The 17204-nt window shown below is 72.8% G+C and carries 15 protein-coding genes and 1 pseudogene; 10 read left to right on the top strand and 6 right to left on the bottom strand.

Annotated features, from left to right (window positions below; translation table 11 throughout):
* Window positions 1-19 precede the first annotated feature (19 nt).
* Window positions 20-3637, top strand: coding sequence for a hydantoinase B/oxoprolinase family protein (locus tag ACZ5WK_RS14410; RefSeq protein WP_465547644.1), 3618 nt, complete (start codon window positions 20-22; stop codon window positions 3635-3637).
* Window positions 3638-3709: 72 nt separating this feature from the next.
* Here ACZ5WK_RS14410 and ACZ5WK_RS14415 read toward each other — a convergent pair whose 3' ends face one another.
* The gene (locus ACZ5WK_RS14415) at window positions 3710-4567 is read right to left on the bottom strand and encodes a universal stress protein (protein ID WP_465547645.1); all 858 of its coding nucleotides are present in this window, start codon (window positions 4565-4567) and stop codon (window positions 3710-3712) included.
* Between the two features lie 299 nt (window positions 4568-4866).
* Between ACZ5WK_RS14415 and ACZ5WK_RS14420 the strand changes: the two genes are divergently transcribed.
* Together ACZ5WK_RS14420 and ACZ5WK_RS14425 are read left to right on the top strand one after the other, a co-directional pair.
* Window positions 4867-5745 carry a universal stress protein gene (locus ACZ5WK_RS14420; RefSeq protein WP_465547646.1) on the top strand — a complete coding sequence of 293 codons (879 nt, stop codon included), beginning with the start codon at window positions 4867-4869 and terminating at the stop codon, window positions 5743-5745.
* Window positions 5742-8681, top strand: coding sequence for a cation-translocating P-type ATPase (locus ACZ5WK_RS14425; RefSeq protein WP_465547647.1), 2940 nt, complete (start codon window positions 5742-5744; stop codon window positions 8679-8681). The genes ACZ5WK_RS14420 and ACZ5WK_RS14425 overlap by 4 nt, the downstream gene beginning before the upstream one ends.
* 26 nt (window positions 8682-8707) lie before the next feature.
* On the opposite strand, the gene ACZ5WK_RS14430 is transcribed toward ACZ5WK_RS14425, so the two are convergent.
* Genes ACZ5WK_RS14430 through ACZ5WK_RS14450 form a run of 5 tightly spaced genes read right to left on the bottom strand, consistent with a single transcriptional unit; the run spans window position 8708 to window position 13325 of the window.
* A complete protein-coding gene (locus ACZ5WK_RS14430) occupies window positions 8708-10087 on the bottom strand; it encodes a Ni/Fe hydrogenase subunit alpha (protein ID WP_465547648.1) in 1380 nt (459 codons plus the stop codon).
* The gene (locus tag ACZ5WK_RS14435; RefSeq protein ID WP_465547649.1) at window positions 10084-10872 is read right to left on the bottom strand and encodes an NADH-quinone oxidoreductase subunit B family protein; all 789 of its coding nucleotides are present in this window, start codon (window positions 10870-10872) and stop codon (window positions 10084-10086) included. Before ACZ5WK_RS14435 ends, ACZ5WK_RS14430 begins: the two co-directional genes overlap by 4 nt.
* Before the next feature lies 1 nt (window position 10873).
* Entirely contained in the window at window positions 10874-11707 is an 834-nt protein-coding gene (locus ACZ5WK_RS14440; RefSeq protein WP_465547650.1) for an FAD/NAD(P)-binding protein, read from the bottom strand.
* On the bottom strand, window positions 11704-12174 hold the full coding sequence (locus tag ACZ5WK_RS14445) for a Crp/Fnr family transcriptional regulator (RefSeq protein ID WP_465547651.1): 471 nt from the start codon (window positions 12172-12174) through the stop codon (window positions 11704-11706). The genes ACZ5WK_RS14440 and ACZ5WK_RS14445 overlap by 4 nt, the downstream gene beginning before the upstream one ends.
* Complete coding sequence (locus ACZ5WK_RS14450) at window positions 12171-13325, bottom strand: 4Fe-4S dicluster domain-containing protein (RefSeq protein ID WP_465547652.1); 1155 nt, start codon at window positions 13323-13325, stop codon at window positions 12171-12173. The genes ACZ5WK_RS14445 and ACZ5WK_RS14450 overlap by 4 nt, the downstream gene beginning before the upstream one ends.
* Window positions 13326-13498: 173 nt before the next feature.
* Here ACZ5WK_RS14450 and ACZ5WK_RS14455 point away from each other — a divergent pair, with 173 nt between their 5' ends.
* From ACZ5WK_RS14455 to ACZ5WK_RS14485, 7 genes and pseudogenes are all read left to right on the top strand, one after another.
* The gene (locus ACZ5WK_RS14455) at window positions 13499-14002 is read left to right on the top strand and encodes a hydrogenase maturation protease (protein ID WP_465547653.1); all 504 of its coding nucleotides are present in this window, start codon (window positions 13499-13501) and stop codon (window positions 14000-14002) included.
* 232 nt (window positions 14003-14234) lie between these two features.
* The gene (locus ACZ5WK_RS14460; RefSeq protein WP_465547654.1) at window positions 14235-14678 is read left to right on the top strand and encodes a universal stress protein; all 444 of its coding nucleotides are present in this window, start codon (window positions 14235-14237) and stop codon (window positions 14676-14678) included.
* A 213-nt stretch (window positions 14679-14891) separates the two neighbouring features.
* Window positions 14892-15173 (top strand): dsRBD fold-containing protein, encoded by a 282-nt coding sequence (locus ACZ5WK_RS14465; protein WP_465547655.1) that lies wholly within the window; start codon window positions 14892-14894, stop codon window positions 15171-15173.
* A 69-nt stretch (window positions 15174-15242) separates the two neighbouring features.
* Window positions 15243-16259: an Acg family FMN-binding oxidoreductase gene (locus ACZ5WK_RS14470; protein WP_465547656.1), complete on the top strand. Its 1017-nt coding sequence runs from the start codon at window positions 15243-15245 to the stop codon at window positions 16257-16259.
* Window positions 16253-16417: a hypothetical protein gene (locus ACZ5WK_RS14475; protein WP_465547657.1), complete on the top strand. Its 165-nt coding sequence runs from the start codon at window positions 16253-16255 to the stop codon at window positions 16415-16417. Before ACZ5WK_RS14470 ends, ACZ5WK_RS14475 begins: the two co-directional genes overlap by 7 nt.
* A complete protein-coding gene (locus ACZ5WK_RS14480; protein ID WP_465547658.1) occupies window positions 16401-16847 on the top strand; it encodes a universal stress protein in 447 nt (148 codons plus the stop codon). Before ACZ5WK_RS14475 ends, ACZ5WK_RS14480 begins: the two co-directional genes overlap by 17 nt.
* Window positions 16786-17077, top strand: a pseudogene (locus tag ACZ5WK_RS14485) (phosphoketolase family protein); the annotation flags it as partial. The gene ACZ5WK_RS14480 and the pseudogene ACZ5WK_RS14485, both read left to right, overlap by 62 nt.
* Window positions 17078-17204: the final 127 nt, after the last annotated feature.

Consider the following 17204-nt stretch of genomic DNA (forward strand, 5'->3'; position numbering starts at 1 on the left):
GCGGCGGAGGGAGCCGGGCGTGGAACACAGGGGCTGGCAGTTCTGGGTCGACCGTGGGGGCACCTTCACCGACGTCGTCGGGCTGAGCCCGGACGGCCGGTTGATGACGCACAAGCTGCTGTCGCACGCCCCGGGGCGCCCCCAGGGCTCGGCCGGGAGCGGCGGTCCCACCCGTGATCCCGCGGTGGCGGGGATCCGCGCCCTGCTCGGCCTGCCCGCGGACCGGCCACTGGCCGAGGCCCGGATCGACGTGGTGCGGATGGGCACGACGGTGGCCACCAACGCCCTGCTGGAACGCAAAGGCGAGCGGACCGCCCTGGTGATCACCCGCGGCTTCGGCGACGCGCTGCGCATCGGCGACCAGAACCGGCCACGCATCTTCGACCGTCGGATCACCCTGCCCGAGCCACTCTACGAGCGCGTGATCGAGGTCGACGAGCGGATCACCGCCGAGGGCGCCGTGATGCGCGCACCGGATCTCGACCGGCTGCGCGAGGACCTGCGGCGCGTCCATGAGGACGGCATCCGCTCGGTGGCGGTGGTCTGCCTGCACAGCTACCTCCACCCCGCGCACGAACAGGCCATCGGCCGCCTCGCCGAGCAGCTCGGCTTCCCGCAGGTGTCGCTCTCCAGCGAGGCGAGCCCGCTGATGAAGCTGGTTCCGCGCGGCGACACCGCCGTGGTCGACGCCTACCTGTCTCCGGTGCTGCGCCGCTACGTCACGCAGGTCGCCGAGGAACTGCGGGGCGTGCGCCTGATGTTCATGCAGTCCAACGGCGGCCTCGCGGAGGCGGGCCACTTCCGCGGCAAGGACGCGATCCTCTCGGGTCCGGCCGGCGGCATTGTCGGAATGGTGCGGATGTCGCAACTCGCCGGCTTCGAACAGGTCATCGGCTTCGACATGGGCGGCACCTCCACCGACGTGTCGCACTTCGCCGGTGAGTACGAGCGGGTGTCCACGAGCCAGGTGGCCGGGGTGCGGCTGCGCGCACCGATGCTGGCCATCCGTACCGTGGCGGCCGGCGGCGGTTCCGTCCTGCGCTTCGACGGCAGCCGGCTGAGGGTCGGGCCCGACTCGGCGGGCGCGGACCCGGGCCCGGCGTCCTACCGTGCCGGCGGCCCGCTGACCGTCACCGATGCCAACGTGATGCTCGGCCGCATCCAGCCCGCGCACTTCCCGCACGTGTTCGGACCGTCCGGCGACCAGCCGCTCGACGGTGACCTGGTGCGCCGGCGGTTCACCGAGCTCGCCGCCGAGATCCGGGCGCGCACCGGTGACCGGCGCTCGCCCGAGCAGGTCGCCGAGGGCTACCTCCAGATCGCGGTGGTGAACATCGCCAACGCCGTCAAGCGGATCTCCGTGCAGCAGGGCCGTGACGTCACCCGGTACGTGCTGACCACGTTCGGCGGTGCGGGCGGCCAGCACGCCTGCGCGGTCGCCGACTCGCTGGGCATCCGCAGCGTACTCGTGCCCCCCATGGCCGGGGTGCTCTCCGCACTCGGCATCGGCCTCGCCGACACCACGGTCATGCGCGAACAGTCCGTGGAGAGCCCGCTCGAACCGACTGCGATGCAGCGGGTCCAGGCCGTCGCGGACGACCTCGAAGCGACGGCGCGCGCGGAGCTGCTCGACGAGGGGACACCACCCGAGCGGATCCGGGTGACCCGCCGCGCGCAGCTGCGCTACGACGGTACCGACACCACCATCTCGGTCGAACTGGCGGAGCCGGATGCCATGGCCGCCGCGTTCGAGACGAGCCACCGCGCCACCTACTCGTTCCTGATGGATCGTCCGATCGTCATCGGGGCCCTCTCGGTCGAGGCGACCGGGCTCACCGAACAACCGGACCTGGGCCGCCTCGACGGACCGGGCTCCACCAGCGAGGCAGGGGCTGTACGGCTGTACACGTGCGGGGCCTGGCGCGAGGCCCCGTTGCTGGAGCGGTCGGCGATGCGGCCCGGTGACACCGTGACCGGGCCGGCGGTCATCGCCGAGGCCGGCGCGACCACGGTGGTGGACGAGGGGTGGCAGGCGACGATGACGCCGGTCGGTCACCTGCTGGCGGAGCGGGTGGCCGCACGCGCCGAGGCCGGCGTCGGGACCGAGGCCGACCCTGTGCTGCTGGAGATCTTCAACAACCTCTTCATGGCCATCGCCCAACAGATGGGCGCACGGCTGGAGTCGACGGCGCAGTCGGTCAACATCAAGGAGCGGCTGGACTTCTCGTGCGCGCTCTTCGACCCGGACGGGAACCTCATCGCCAACGCCCCGCACATCCCGGTGCACCTGGGATCCATGGGCACCACCGTCAAGGAGGTGATCCGCCGCCGCGCCGGAGCGCTGAAGCCCGGCGACGCGTACGCGGTCAACGACCCGTACCACGGCGGCACCCACCTGCCCGACATCACCGTGGTGACACCGGTGTTCGACGCAGCTGACCGGCGGATCCTCTTCTTCGTCGCCTCCCGCGGCCACCACGCCGAGATCGGTGGGCTCACTCCCGGCTCGATGCCGGCCGACAGCGGGGAGATCCACGAGGAGGGCGTCCTCTTCGACACCTGGCTGCTGGTCGAGAACGGCAGGCTCCGCGAGGCCGAGACGCTACAGCTGCTCACCGAGGCGCCCTATCCCTCCCGCGACCCGGCAACCAACCTCGCCGACCTGCGGGCGCAGATCGCCGCCAACCGGAAGGGAGTCGACGAGGTCACCAGGATGATCGACCACTTCGGTCTGGACGTCGTGCAGGCCTACATGCGGCACGTGCAGGACAACGCCGAGGAGGCGGTCCGCCGCGTCATCGACTCCCTCGACGACGGCGCCTACCGCTACGAGACGGACTCCGGCGCGGTGATCGCGGTACGGATCTCCGTCGACCGTGAACGGCGCTGCGCCACCGTTGACTTCACCGGCACCTCACCGCAGCTCGACACCAACCTCAATGCACCGTCCTCCGTGGTCACCGCAGCCGTGCTCTACGTCTTCCGCACCCTGGTCGCCGACGACATTCCGCTCAACGACGGCTGCCTGCGCCCGCTGCGCATCGTCATCCCGGCCGGCTCGATGCTCGCACCCGTCTACCCGGCCGCCGTGGTCGCGGGGAACGTCGAGACCTCACAGGCGATCACCGGCGCGCTCTACGCGGCTCTGGGGGCCCAGGCCGAGGGATCCGGCACGATGAACAACGTCAGCTTCGGCAACGAGCACCACCAGTACTACGAGACGGTCGCCTCCGGCTCCGGAGCAGGCGACGGATTCGACGGGGCCAGTGTGGTGCAGACGCACATGACCAACTCCCGGCTGACCGACCCCGAGGTACTCGAATGGCGTCTGCCCGTCCTTCTGGAGGAGTTCGCAGTCCGGCACGGCAGCGGCGGCGCGGGGCGGTGGCACGGAGGCGACGGAGCGGTCCGCCGGATCCGGTTCCGCGAGCCGATGACGGTGAGCCTCCTGTCCGGACACCGGCGGGTAGCACCCTACGGCCTGGCCGGCGGATCGCCCGGCGCCCTCGGAGCCAACCGGGTGCAGCGCGCCGACGGCAGCGTCCTGCGCCTGGAGGGCTGCGACCGCGCCGAGCTCGAGGCAGGAGACGTACTGGTGGTCGAAACCCCCGGCGGGGGTGGCTACGGCACCGGTTGAAGGCGCCCGGCTCGTTTCCCGCTCCTCCGAGACCGGGAGGCCCCTGCATCGGTCCCGGCCCGACGACCCGGCTCATCCCACCGGCACCACCGCGACCGGGCAGTGCGCGTGCTGTACGACGGCCTGGCTCACCGAGCCGAGCCGCCGCATGGGCCCGCGTACCGTGCCGTGGCGGCCAACCACCACCAGCTGATGGGCTTCGGAGAGAGTCACCAGTAGCTTTGCCGCGCCGGAGCGCACCGCGACCTCAGTCACCACGACATCGGGGTACTGCCGGCGCCTGCCCGCCAGTGCCTCGGCGAGCAGCCGCTCCCGCTCGGAGGCGACGTGCTCCTCCTCGTACACGGCCGGGAACGCGTGACCCGGCCCGCTGACCAGGGGATAGCTCCAGGCATGGACGGCCTGCAGCGGAAGGTGCCGCCTGCTTGCGGTCTCGAAGGCGAAGGTGAGGACGTCGTCGCTGTCGCTCTCCCCGTCCACGCCCACCAGCACACCGCCGCCCGTCGCGCGGAGGTCCGGGGAGTGAACCACGACCACCGGGCACAGAGCGTGAGCCGAGACGTACAGGCTCGTCGAGCCGACGAGCAGCCGTGAGAACCCGCCCGAACCGCGCGAGCCGAGTACGAGCAGGTCCGCCTCCTCCGACACGGCGATCAGGGCGTCGCGGGCGTAGTCGTCGACCAGCTGAGTGGTGACCGTGAGGCCCGGACGGTGCAGCCCAGCCTGTTCACGCGCCGCTCCGAGCGCCTCCTCGCCGGCGTCCCGGGTGAGCCTGGTCTCCTGCCCGGCCGGCGCGTTCAGCGTCTCGCCGAGCCAGGCGTGCAGGACGTGCAGGGGGACACGACGCAGACCGGCCTCGTCCGAGGCCCAGTCGACGGCGTCGTGACTGGCGTCCGTACCGTCGATTCCCACAATGACCGGGTATCTCATGGCCTGCTCCTCCGAAGTCCGGGATTCCGCGACGAGTGGAGCACCCGCCGGCTGAGATCGATCACCTCGTGCATCTCCCGGCCGAACCGCCGGTGTCTCGATCCCCTCCCACGCTGCACTCCTCCCGCCCGGTCCGCCAGCGAAGTCCTCCGGGGGCTCAGCGGGGCGGGGATCACCGGACCGGGGCACTCGGCCATCGCCTTGGGGCCGCTCGGCCCTGCCACCCTCGTGTCGTGCGCGCCTACGGTACGGAGAGGGCCCACGATTCGGGCCGCCCCGTGATCATCGGTGGAGGAGCCATGGCGTCCGCCAGCATTCGTCGTCCGATCGTCCTCGGCGTGGACGCCAGGGGCCCTGGTCAGCTCGCGACGGCCTGGGCCTGCGACGAGGCGGCTCGCCGCGAACTGCCCCTGCTGCTGGTCAATGCCGTCCCACAGCCGGGCTCTGATCTGCGTGGCTTCGAGAAGCGCTACCGCGAGGAGCTCCGCAACAACGGGCGCCAGATGCTCGACAAGGCTGCAGCATTCGCCGGCGAACGGCACCCCGGCCTGGAGGTGAACAGCACCCTGACGGACGGCAACCCGGGCCAGGTGCTGTGCCGGGAGTCGCGGCACGCCGAGCTCGTTGTACTCGGCTCGCGCCGGCTTTCCCGCACGGAAGAACTCCTCAGCACCTACTCGGTCGCCGTCCCGGTCAGTGCCCAGGCCACCTGCCCGGTGGTCGTCGTGCGCGAACCCGAGCACATCACCCAGGACCCGCCCTACCTCGTGGTCGGAGTGGACGGCAGCCCGTCGTCGGCCGCTGCGGTCGACGTCGCCTTCGACCTCGCGGCCCGGCGGGGAGCAGCCCTGCGCGCCATCTGGGTGTGGCAGTCGCAGCTGATCGCCCGGGTCGACGAACATGCGGCCGTCCGGACGCTGCGGAGGCTGCTGACCGAGACCACTGCCGGTCGTGCCGACCGGTACCCCGACGTGAGACTGACCCACGAGGTGATCCGCGGCCACCCGGTGGAGGAACTGGCCAAGGCCTCGGAGCACGCCCTCGCCGTCGTGGTCGGGCGTCGCGGACACGGCGGATTCACCGGCATGCGGCTCGGCTCCGTGCCGCACGGCCTCCTGCACCACGCCCACTGTCCGATCGTCACCGTGCCCCGGCCGGCCGGCGAGCCGAGCGCATGAGGTCCGACGGTCCTGGCACTGCACCACAGGCCGCGCTCCAGGAGCCCGGCCTCCGCGACGCTCCTGACCCGCGCGAGCCGGTCGCCCTGCTCTTCCGGGACCTACGCACCTCCGGCCGGGGCCTGCCGGAACGCGAGGCGGCCCGCCGTCTGGCCGTGTACGGCCCCAACACCCTCGCCCGCCGCGGCGGGCGGCGCTGGCCCCGCGAGCTCGCGCAGCAGTTCACCCACCCCCTCGCCCTGCTTCTGGCGCTCGCCGCGGTCCTCGCCTTCGTCAGCGGGGCGCCGGCGCTGGCCGTGGCGATCGTGGCCGTGATCCTGCTGAATGCCACGCTCGCCTTCGCCCAGGAGCAGCAGGCGGAGAATGCGGTGGAGGCACTGGCCTCCTTCCTGCCGGAGCAGGCGACCGTGGTCCGCGAGGGCGTGCGGCAGGAGGTGGCGGCCACGTCACTGGTCCCCGGGGACGTGCTGGTGGTCGAGGAGGGAGAGCGGATCTCCGCCGACGCCCGGTTGCTGTCCGGGGGTGTGGAGGTGGACCTCTCGGCGCTGACGGGTGAGTCGGTGCCGGTGTTCCGCTCGGCGGAGCTGGTGGACGTCGAGGGATCGCTGCTGGACGCCCGTGACCTGCTGTTCTCCGGGACGGCCTGTACCGGTGGACAGGCCCAGGCGGTGGTCACCGCCACCGGGATGCACACCGAGCTGGGCAGGATCGCGGCACTGAGCCAGCGCACCCGGCGCGAGGAGAGCCCGCTGGAGCGCCAGGTCAAGCGGGCCGCCCGGCTGATCGCGCTGGTGGCGATCGGCGTGGGGCTGGCCTTCCTGCCGATCGGCCTCGCCGCCGGGCTGTCGCTCGCCGCCGCGGTGAGCTTCGCGATCGGTCTGCTCGTCGCCAACGTCCCCGAGGGTCTGCTCCCGACCATCACGCTGTCGCTGGCCTCCGGAGTCCGCGACCTGGCCCGGCGCGGGGCCGTGGTCAAGCGCCTCTCCGCCGTCGAGACGCTCGGTTCCACCACGGTCGTCTGTACCGACAAGACCGGGACGCTGACCGAGAACCGGATGCTGGCCACGGCGGTCTGGACGCCGCACGGCGAGTGCGCCGTCGACGCCCCGGTGGATGCGCCGTCCGAGATCCGGGTGCTCACCGCGGCCGCGGCGGCCTGCACGACGGCCCACCCGGACGCCGGTCACGGCGACCCCACCGAACTTGCCCTGCTCGATCTGGCCGGCCGGCTCGGAGTGGCGTGCCCACCCGAGCAGCGCGACCTCGACCGGCGGGCGCTGTTCCGGTTCGATCCCCGGATCAAGCTGATGACGACGGCGGATGCCGAGGACGGCACGGTCGTCCTGCACACCAAGGGCGCACCCGAGGAGGTCCTCGCCCACGCCGACCGGCTGCTCGACCACGGTTCGCAGCGGCCTCTCACACCGGCCGACCGGACCGAGGTGGTCCACGCCGTCAGCACCCTGGCCGCCCGGGGGCTGCGGGTGCTCGCCGTGGCCCGGCGACCCCTGCCCCCCGGCCAGGCACCCCCCGAGCGGCGTGAGGAGGCCGAGCAGAACCTGTGCCTGATCGGCCTGATCGCGATGGCCGACCCGGCCCGGCCCGAGGTCGCCGGCGCCATCACGCTCGCGCACCGCGCCGGGATCACGGTCCACGTCGTCACCGGGGACAACGGCCTGACCGCCGCCGCCATCGCCGGTCAGGCCGGCATCGGCCACCGCGGTTCCCGGATCGTCACCGGCACCGAACTGACGGCCATGGGCGACCGGGAGCTGGACACACTGCTCGCCCGCGGGGAGGAGGTGATCTTCGCCCGCACCTCCCCCGAGGCCAAGCTCCGGATCGCCGACGCCCTGCGGGCCGAGGGCCACACCGTCGCGATGACCGGCGACGGGGTCAACGACGCGCCCGCCCTGCGGAGCGCCGACATCGGCGTCGCCATGGGGCGCTCCGGCACCGACGTCGCCCGCGAGTCCGCCACCATGGTGCTCACCGACGACAACTTCGCCACGATCATCGCGGCCGTCGAGGCCGGCCGGCGGACGTACGACAACATCCGCAAGTTCATCGTCTACATCTTCGCCCACGCCGTCCCCGAGGTGGTGCCGTTCCTGGTCTTCGCCCTCGCGGGCGGCGCCGTCCCGCTCCCGCTCACGGTGATGCAGATCCTGGCCGTCGACCTCGGCACCGACACCCTCCCCGCGCTCGCGCTCGGCCGCGAACGCGCCGAACCCGGGCTGATGGACCGGCCACCCCGCCCGCGCGGCGAGAAGGTGATCCAGCGCTCGATGCTGGCCCGGGCCTGGGGCTTCCTCGGCCTGATCTCGGCCTGCCTGGTGATGGGCGGCTTCCTGCTCACCCTGACCCTGGGCGGCTGGCACCCCGGCGACCCCACCGGCCCCGGCACCGCCCTGCACCTGACGTACCAGCAGGCCACCACGGTCACCTGGCTCGGCATCGTCGCCTGCCAGATCGGCACCGCCTTCGCCGCCCGCACAGAGCGCGCCTCGCTGCGCTCCATCGGCGTCCTCAGCAACCGCCAGTTGCTCGTCGGCATCGGGTTCTCGCTCCTGTTCGCCGCCGTGATCGTCTACCTCCCGCCGTTGCACCGCGTGTTCGGCACCGCCTCGCTCAGCCCCGCCCAGCTGGCGATCGTGACACCGTTCCCCTTCGTCGTCTGGGGCGCGGACGAGCTGCGCAGAGCCCTGGTACGGCGCCGCACGCCCGCGCCCGTGGCGCCCGCGCACATCGCGCCCGAGCCGCCGCGGCCCCCCGCCGAGGTCTACGGGCATCACCCGGTTGCCGTCCTGCTCGCCCGCCACGGCTGGAGCGCCCACCAGCTCCATCGCGCGCTGGGCGTCACCGAGCGCGCCGCCGAGGAGATCGTCGCCCATGCCCACCGGATCGCCGCCGGGCACGGCCGTCGGACGCTGTGACCCGGCGGGGGGCGGTCCGAGTACGGTCAAGCGCCGCCGCCGGTCCGGTCGACGGTGAGGTCGAGGAAGTGGGTGGAGCAGGAGATGCACGGGTCGTGGTTGCGGATGGCCCGTTCGCACAGCGTGGTCAGCTCGGCGTCGGTGGGCTCCCCCGCCCGCAGGCGTCCCTGCACGGTGCGGCGGAGGTCCTCCTCGATCGCGTCCTGGTTCTGCGCGGTCGGCGGGACCAGCACCGCATCGGTGACGGTCCCCCGGGCATCGAGCGTGTAGCGGTGGTGGAGCAGGCCGCGTGGCGCCTCGGTCGCCCCGTGACCGGTGCCGGCACGTGGGGGCACCTCCACGTACGGGCGCGGCGGAGGTTCGTAGGCGTCGATGAGGCGCAGGGCCTCGTCGACGGCGTAGAGCACCTCGATCGCCCGGACGACGATGCTGCGGTAGGGGTTGCGGCAGACGACGCCCTGCCGGGGGTCGCCGAGTCCGGCGTCCTGAGCGGCCTGGAGGGCGATCGGCGAGAGCAGGCGTCCGCTGATGGCGTACCGGGCGAGCGGGCCGGTCAGGTGGCGGCGGCCGTCCAGCCGGGCGTGCAGGGCGGTGGAGTGCGGGACCTGGCTCTCGACGACGTGGTCGCCGAACTCGCGGACTCCGAAGGTGCGGGTGGGCAGCGGGCGCCGGCTCGTGGCGGGCACTCCGGCGGTGTGCGGGGCGGCCATGACGGTCGGCGTGCCCGATTCGATGGCGTAGACGCCGGGTTCGGCCAGGGCGAGCAGGTCGTGGTCACACCCTGCGTCGGGGAAGTCGAATCCGGCCACCCAGCGCACGGTCAGCGCGGCGTCGTCGCGGGCCCTGCGCAACCGCTCGGCCAGCGGCTGCAGTTCGGATCTGCTCGGCACGCGGTGGAAGCCGCCGAGGCGGACGTTGACCGGATGGATGGCCCGGCCGCCGAGCTGCTCGATGATCGCGTTGCCGGTCTGCTTCAGCCGCAGTCCGCGCTCGACGTCGGCGCGTCTGGCCCGGGCCAGTTCGACGACGTTGTCACAGCCGTGGAAGTCCGGTGCGTGCAGGAGGTGGACGTGCAGGGTGTGGCTCTCGATCCATTCGCCGCAGTAGATCAGCCGCCGCAGCGCGGCCAGTTGGCCGTCCACGGCGACGCCGCAGGCGTCCTCGATCGCGCGGCAGGCGCTCAGCTGGTAGGCGATCGGGCAGATCCCGCAGATCCGCGAGGTGATGTCGGGCGGTTCGGTGTAGGAGCGTCCGCGCAGGAACGCCTCGAAGAAGCGCGGGGGTTCGTAGATGGCCAGTCGGGCCTCGGCGACCTCGTCGCCCTGGACCCGCAGGTACAGCGAGCCCTCGCCCTCGACGCGGGCGAGCGATCCGACGTGCAGCACCCTGGAGCCGCGGTGGGTCACCCTTCCAGTTCCTTCCGTACGGCCGCGTCGAACTCGGGGGCGGCGGTGTTGAAGGTGCGCAGCACCCGCACCACGTCGAGGGTGTCCATGCCGTCGCGGCGCAGCAACGGGACGAAGGACGGGAAGTTGGTGGAGTTGCTCGGGCCGAAGCAGCCGTAGCAACCGCGTCCGAACGTGGGGCAGATGGCGCCGCAGCCGGCGTGGGTGACCGGGCCGAGGCACGGGGTGCCGTGGGCGACCGTCACGCAGACCGTGCCGCGCTGCTTGCACTCGAAGCAGACGCTGTGGGCGGGGACGTCCGGCGTGCGTCCGGCCAGGTGGGCGGTGATGACCTCCAGGAGCTGACGGCGGTCGACGGGGCAGCCGTGCAGTTCGAAGTCGACGGGCACGTGCGCGCTGATCGGGGTGGAGGTGGCGAGCGTGGCGATGTAGTCGGGACGGGCGTAGACGGCGGCCTGGAACTCGGCGACGTCCGCGTAGTTGCGCAGCGCCTGGACGCCGCCGGCGGTGGCGCAGGCGCCGATGGTCACCAGGCGGTCCGAGACGGCGCGGATGTGGTGGATCCGGTCGACGTCCTGCGGGGTGGTCACCGACCCCTCGACCAGCGACAGGTCGTACGGACCCGGTCCGCTCGCACTGGAGGCCTCCAGGAAGTGTGCGATCTCGACCCGGTCGGCGAGGCCGAGGAGTTCGTCCTCGCAGTCCAGCAGGGTGAGTTGGCAGCCGTCGCAGGAGGCGAACTTCCAGACTGCGAGGCTCGGGCGCCGGCCGGTCTCGGCCTTCATGTCACAACTCTCTTACCGCAAGGAGTGGTCGGGCGGTGGTCCAGGTGACGACGGGGCCGTCGCGGCACAGCAGGAGGGGGCCGAGCTGGCAGTGCCCGCAGTGACCGGTGCCGCAGTGCATGGTGCGCTCCAGCGAGACCCTGATCCGGTCCGGGCCGACGCCACGGTGGGTGAGCTCCGCCGCGGTGGCGCGGATCATCGGCTCGGGGCCGCAGATGAACGCCGTCGCCGTCCGCGGATCGAAGGCAGCCCGGTCGAGCAGGGTCGTGACGACACCGACCTCCCCCTTCCACAGCGTGTCGGGACGGTCCACGGTGGTCAGCACCCGGGCCTGCGCCTGCCATGCCCGTGTCTCCCCGGTGTAGAGCAGGTCGCGGGGGGTTCGGGCACCGATGAGGACGTTCAGCCGTCCGTACGCCTCCGGCGCGGCGAGGGCGGAGCGGACCAGCGGGCGCAGCGGCGCCAGGCCGATGCCGCCGGCCACGACCAGCAGGTCGCGGCCGGTCGCCGCGGGCAGGTCCCAGCCGGTGCCGAACGGGCCGCGCACCCCGACCGTCGCACCGGCCCTCACCCCGTGCAGCGCGGCGGAGATCGCACCGACGGCCCGGACGGTGTGCGTCAGCCGGTGTCCGTCGATTCCGCTGACCGACAGGGGGATGTCGCCGACGCCGAACGCGTACACCATCGCGAACTGCCCGGGCGCGAAGGGCGGCAGGGCCGAGCGGACGGGTTCCAGAACGATCGTGGCCATGTCCGGTGTCTCGGCCTCGCGGACGGCCACCCGGTACGGGAACGGAGCCCCGGCAGAAAGGGCCACCGTGGCGGGAGTCGTCATGCCGCCGGTCCGCCGGGCTCGGCGCCGGGCGGCCCGTAGAGGTCCAGCAGGCGCGTGCGGGTCGCCTTCAGCCTGCGAGCGATCACCGCCGCAACGCCGTGGGTCACCGCCAGGCCGAACGCCGGGTCCCCCGCGCAGGCGAGGCGGACGCGCTCGGCGTCGAACTCGGCGGCGAGCACGGTGCCACGGACCTGCGCCCCCAGATGCCACCGGTAGGGCTCGAACAGCCAGGACCAGCCGAGCAGATCGCCTTCGCCGAGAGTCTCCACGACGGCCGCCCGCCGGCCCGGGACGTGGACGTCCAGTGCGACAAGCCCGGAACGGATGATCCAGAACCGGTCCGCGACGCCGTCCTCCTCGAAGATGCGGGTGCCGGCGGGGAACGAGACGTCGTGGCCGAGGGCGGCCAACCGGTCGCGGCGGCCGGGCGGCAGGGCATCGAGGAAGCCCCGGTACGCGAGCGTCACGACGGGTCCTCCGCCCCGGCAGGCCCGATTTCGCGTTCCCGGTCGAGCGCGTGGGCCTCCTCGGTGATGTCGATGCCGACCGGGCACCACACGATGCAGCGGCCGCAGCCGACGCACCCCGAGCTGCCGAACTGGTCGAACCAGGTGCCGAGCTTGTGGGTGGCCCACTGCCGGTAGCGGCTGCGCGGCGACTCGCGGACCGGGCCGGTCGGCAGGTGGGAGAAGTCGAGGTCGAAGCAGGACTCCCAGCGCCGCCAGCGCTCGGCGTGGTCGCCGGTCAGGTCCGTGACGTCCTCGGTACTGGTGCAGAAGCAGGTCGGGCAGACCATGGTGCAGTTGCCACAGGTCAGGCAGCGGGCGGCGACGTCGTCCCAGCGTTCGGCCGTGAGGGTCTCGCGCATCAGCACCTGGAGGTCCACCGGCGGCATGCTGCGGCCCATCCGGTCCGCAGCCCCGGCTACGCGGTCGCGGGCCGCTGTCCGGGTGGCGGCGTCGGCGGGGCTGCGTGGGAGCTCGGCCAGTACCGCCTCGCCCTCCTCACTCCCCGCGCGCACCAGGAAGCGGTGGCCCTCGGTGTCCACCACCTCGGTCAGCGCCAGGTCGTAGCCGGGCCCCGCGGCCGGCCCGGTCCCCATCGACACGCAGAAGCAGGTGGCGCCCGGCTCGGTGCACTCCACCGCCACCAGGAAGGCACGCTCACGGCGTCCCCGGTAGGTGGGATCGGTGTACCGGCCGCCGGACAGCACCCGGTCCTGGATCGCGATGGCCCGCAGGTCGCAGGGGCGGACGCCGAGGAACGCGTAGGCCGGAGGCGCGGTGTCGTCCACGACCGGCACCAGGTCGCCGCCGGCGCCACGGTCGGCGCTCCACTCTCGCACCCGCGCCGGGTGCAGGAAGGTCTTCCACGACTGCGGTCCCGCACTGTGCGCGAACGCGGCACCGTCCTCGCGGGCGCGGAGGCGATACGTTCCGGCCTCCAGCTCGACCCCCCAGCCGTAGGGCAGGTCCGCTCCGCCGGAGATCTCGGCGAGCACGATCGCGCCGTCACGGACGGTCGGGCCGACGACCGTACGGCCGCGACCGGCGAGGACCGCGATCAGCGTGTCCAGGCCGTCCTTGTCGATCACCGCGGAACTGCTGCCGTCCGTCACCGCTGAACCTCCCCGGACCGATGCCGTCGTGCTGCCCAGTATGTGGAGCGCATCGCCTCCGGGCGCGGGGAGACGATGCCGGTGTAGTCCAAGTGGCTCCGTCCCCGCCTCGTACGGGCCCCCGCGGCGTCTGCGCAGCTTGGCGGGCCCCGCGGGCGGGAAGGGCAGGCCGGGTGAACAGCAGTGCCCGGATCACCGTGATCGGCGTCGGCAACGAGTACCGGCGGGACGACGGCGTCGGCTGGGCCGTCGTCGGCCGGCTCGCGGAACGCGTCGGGAAGCATCCGTTGCCGGGTGGTGCCGTCCTGGTGGTGTGCGATGGCGACCCGGCCCGGCTGATCTCCCACTGGGACGGGGCGGACCTCGCCGTCGTCGTGGACGCCGCGCACGCGCACCCCGGGCAGCCCGGCCGGGTGCACCGCCTGGAGCTGGCCGACGGGCGGCTCGCACGGGCCGACGGCGCGACGAGCTCCCACGGGCTCGGGCTCGGCGATGCCGTGGAACTCGCCCGTGAGCTGAACCGCCTGCCACGCGTGCTGGTCGTCTACGCCGTGGAGGGAGCGGACTGCTCCCCCGGGACAGGTCTGTCGGCACCGGTCCAGGCCGCCGTGGAGAGCCTCGCCGAGCAGATCGCGGAGCAGATCGCGCAGCACCACAGCAGCGTCAACGGCCGCTGAGACCACCCGTGAGGCGGCCGTCCGGGCCTCACCGGCCGTCCGATGGGGCCCGGACGGCCCTGGCAGAGGCGCCGAGGCAGGTGGACAGTGTGAGCAGAGGCCCGCGAGGAGGAGTGAGGACCGTGCAGCACCGCACCGTCAGCAGCGTGATGACCCACGGGGTCGTCGCCCCGTCCCGGACGTACAGCTGCGAACCGATCCGCCCCTCTGCCGTCCGAGAGCGAGGCACGCGATGGACACGGTTTCCCCAGCGGCACACCGGATCGTCGTAGGGGTGGACGGCTCTCCGTCGTCCGAAGAGGCGCTGCGGTGGGCGGTCACTCAAGCACGGCTGACCGGCACCACGGTGGATGCGGTGATCTGCTGGCGCTTCCCGACGATGTACGGGCGGGCTCCGATGTCGGTGGACCGGGAGCTCGGCCATGTCGCCGAGAAAGTGCTGGACCAGGCGGTCGCCCATGCCCTCGGAAAGGTCCGGCCGGTGGAGGTGCGCGAGGCGGCTGTGCTGGGCAACGCCGCCGAAGTGCTGGCGGAGCGTTCACGGGGAGCCGAGTTGCTCGTGGTCGGCAGCCGAGGGCACGGCGGATTCACCGGCGCTCTCCTGGGGTCGGTGGGCCAGTACTGCGTTCAACACTCGGCGTGCCCGGTCGTCGTGATCCACGGCGACGCGCACTGACCAGCGGATCGGCAACCGCGACGGCCCCCTCGGGCCGGCCGTCGGCGGAAACCCGATGAGAACGCCGGCACGTGCGCGTCCGGGCCGTACGGCAGGTATTCGGGGCCGGTGGGCCCAAGCCTCGGGCACCTCGCTCGGAGCAGGATGGAAGCGAGACCGGAACCAGCAGGCGGGTGCCGTGGCCCGGAGTGCGACCGAAGGGACGTGGTGGTCATGACCACCAGCAGCAGCACCGAGCAGCACCGGACGAAGCAGTGGACGCTGCATCTGCAACTGTTCGAGGAGGGCGACGTCACCCGGGTGCACGCCGTTCTCGACACCGGCGACAACACGCTCCGCAGCAGCGCCACCGCACGGCGCAGCCCGGGCGACCCACTCGTCCCCGAGGTCGGTGACGAGTTCGCCGCCGGGCGCGCCTTGGTCGATCTCGGCCACCAGTTGCTGCGCGCGGGAACGGCCGACGCCGCAGCGTTCGACCCGGCCCTTCGCCCGTGACATCTCGTCTGACACCGCATCGGCCCTCCACGAGTGACGTGTGAGAGCCGGAACAGGGAGCTGTTCACCATGACCGAGCAAGCCATGACCCCGGATCAGCTGCGTTTTCTGGTCTCCGCGGCAGGCGCAGCGCCGTCTCTGCACAACAGCCAGCCGTGGCGCTTCGCGCCCATGCCCGACTCACTCGGTCTGCAGGTGTACACCGACCCGGATCGCAGGGTGCCGCTCACCGACCCGGACGGCCGGGCCCTGCACATCTCGGTCGGCGCGGCCCTGTTCAATCTGCGGGTCGCCGCGCTCCGGCTGGGCCGCGCCCCAGAGGTGCGGCTGCTCCCCGAAGGCGCCGAGCCGAACCTGGTGGCCACGGTCCGCCTCGCCCGGCCCGCCCCCTCATCGCCGCCGTACGGAACGGACCTCTTCGAGGCCATCGGGCTGCGCCACTCCAGCCGCCAGCCGTTCGCCAACCGGGACGTGCCCGAGGCGGTCCTCGGAGAGCTGACCGCGGCGGCTCTCGACGAAGGAGCGGTGCTGTCCCCCCTGGAGGAGGCTGCCGTACGCCGGGTCCTCGCCCTGACCGGCGACGCCGAACGCCGCACCGGCACCGACCTGGCACGGATGGCCGAGACCCGCAGCTGGCTGCGGTTGGAGGCACCTGCCGCGGACGGGATCCCTGCCGCGGCGCTGGGCCCGCAGGACCATGACGCCCGCGTGCCCATGCGCGGCTTCACCGGACGCACGCAGCCCGGGGAGCCGTCTCAGCGCTTCGAGGCACTGCCCCAGCTGGCCACCCTCACCACCCACGGCGACCAGCCGGCCGACTGGCTCCGCGCAGGGGAGGCCCTGCAACGTGTCTGGCTGCTGGCGACCAGCCACGGCCTGCGCGCCTCGGTCCTGCACCAGGCCGTCGAGTGGCCCGACACCCGCTGGGGTCTGCGCGACCCCGCCGAAGGCATCGGCCATGTCCAGCTCGTCCTGCGCCTCGGCTACGGCCCGCCCGGACCCGCGACCCCGCGTCGGCCGGTCGACGAGATCCTCGACCTGACGGGCTACCGGGCCGCCGTTGCGCGAGACGAGTCGTCATGCTGACACACCGCACGGTCCGGGATGTGATGAGCCGAGATGTGGTCCGCATCGCGCCGGCGTGCGGATTCCGCGACATCATCGAACGGCTCGGCGAGTTCGACATCACCGCCGGCCCGGCGGAAGTCTCGAACCAGGAGGCCCCTCATGGGACCCACGTCTGAAGGAGCACACCACATCATCGTCGGCGTCGACGGCTCGCCCTCGTCTCGCGCTGCTCTTCGTTGGGCCCTCGGACAGGCTCGGTTGGAAGGTGCTTCGATCGAGGCGATCTCGGCCTGGGACTACCCGCCGCTGAGCGGTTGGGGCCTGACGATCCCGGGACCGGAGATCGAGGAAGCGGCGCGCCTGGCGCTGGCCGAGAGCGTGAAGGCGGAGCAGGACGCGGCACGGCCTGCGGTCGGGGTCCGGCAGCGCACCGAGTACGGACACCCCGCGGATGTGCTGGTGCAGGCCGCCCACGGAGCACACCTCCTGGTCGTGGGGAGCAGGGGCCTGGGCGGTTTCACCGGCACCCTGCTCGGCTCCGTGAGCCGGCACTGTGTCGAGCACGCGCCCTGCCCCGTGGTGGTCGTGCGCAGCACCGACGCCTGAACGCCGCGCAGCAGTGAGTTCACGCGACGACCGGATCCGTGGACTCCGCGAGCACCTGCCGGAACTGGCCGTCCGGGTCGTCAACGTGGTCGACATCGCGCGCCTGATGCCAGCCGAGGAACACCCGCACGGGATGCCCGACCGGGATTTCGCCGCGCTCCTCCCGCGAAAAGCCGGTGATCTTCACCGACCACGGCTACCCCCGGCTGATCCACCGCCTCGCCTCCCGCCACGTCCCTCCCGATCCCCCACGGGGCCACCCAGGTCCGGAACCGTGCCGCCAGGTCGGGAGATCGTCCGGGCGATGCCGCGGCGGCTGAGGACCCGCGGCGCTGGTCGCAGTCGCGGTCGTCGACG

It is taken from the genome of Kitasatospora sp. NPDC032757 (assembly GCF_055579305.1).